Source organism: Streptomyces incanus (assembly GCF_042656345.1).
In the GTDB taxonomy this organism is placed as follows: domain Bacteria; phylum Actinomycetota; class Actinomycetes; order Streptomycetales; family Streptomycetaceae; genus Streptomyces; species Streptomyces incanus.
Genome location: NZ_JBHSPC010000194.1, coordinates 1 through 587, shown reverse-complemented (window position 1 = coordinate 587; position 587 = coordinate 1). Strand labels below are relative to the sequence as shown.

Sequence of the window (587 nt, the reverse complement as noted above, 5' to 3'; positions counted from 1 at the left end):
CGGGAGCTGGTCACCGCCAGTGACCCGATGCCCCTGCTCGTGGAACGCGAACGCGCCCTCTACGGCTCCTGGTACGAGTTCTTCCCGCGCTCCGAGGGCACCCCCACCACCCCCCACGGCACGTTCCGCACCGCGGCCCGCCGCCTGCCCGCCATCGCCGCGATGGGCTTCGACGTCGTCTACCTCCCCCCCATCCACCCCATCGGCACCACCCACCGCAAGGGAAGGAACAACACCCTCACCCCCGCCCCCGACGACGTCGGCGTCCCCTGGGCCATCGGCTCCCCCGAGGGCGGCCACGACACCGTCCACCCCCGCCTCGGCACCCTCGACGACTTCACCTGGTTCGTCGCACAGGCCCACCGCCACAAACTCGAGATCGCCCTGGACTTCGCCCTCCAGTGCTCCCCCGACCACCCCTGGGTGCACAAACACCCCCAGTGGTTCCACCACCGCCCCGACAACACCATCGCCCACGCCGAGAACCCGCCCAAGAAGTACCAGGACATCCACCCCGTCGCCTTCGACACCGACCCCGAGGGCCTGCACACCGAGACCTGCCGCATCCTGCGCCACTGGATGACCGC

General features: G+C 70.7%; 1 protein-coding gene. It reads left to right on the top strand.

Annotated elements, in window-relative coordinates; all coding sequences use genetic code 11:
• Positions 1 to 587 (top strand): alpha-amylase family protein (locus ACFP2V_RS38630; RefSeq protein WP_465269238.1); only part of this gene is annotated, 587 nt, incomplete at both ends.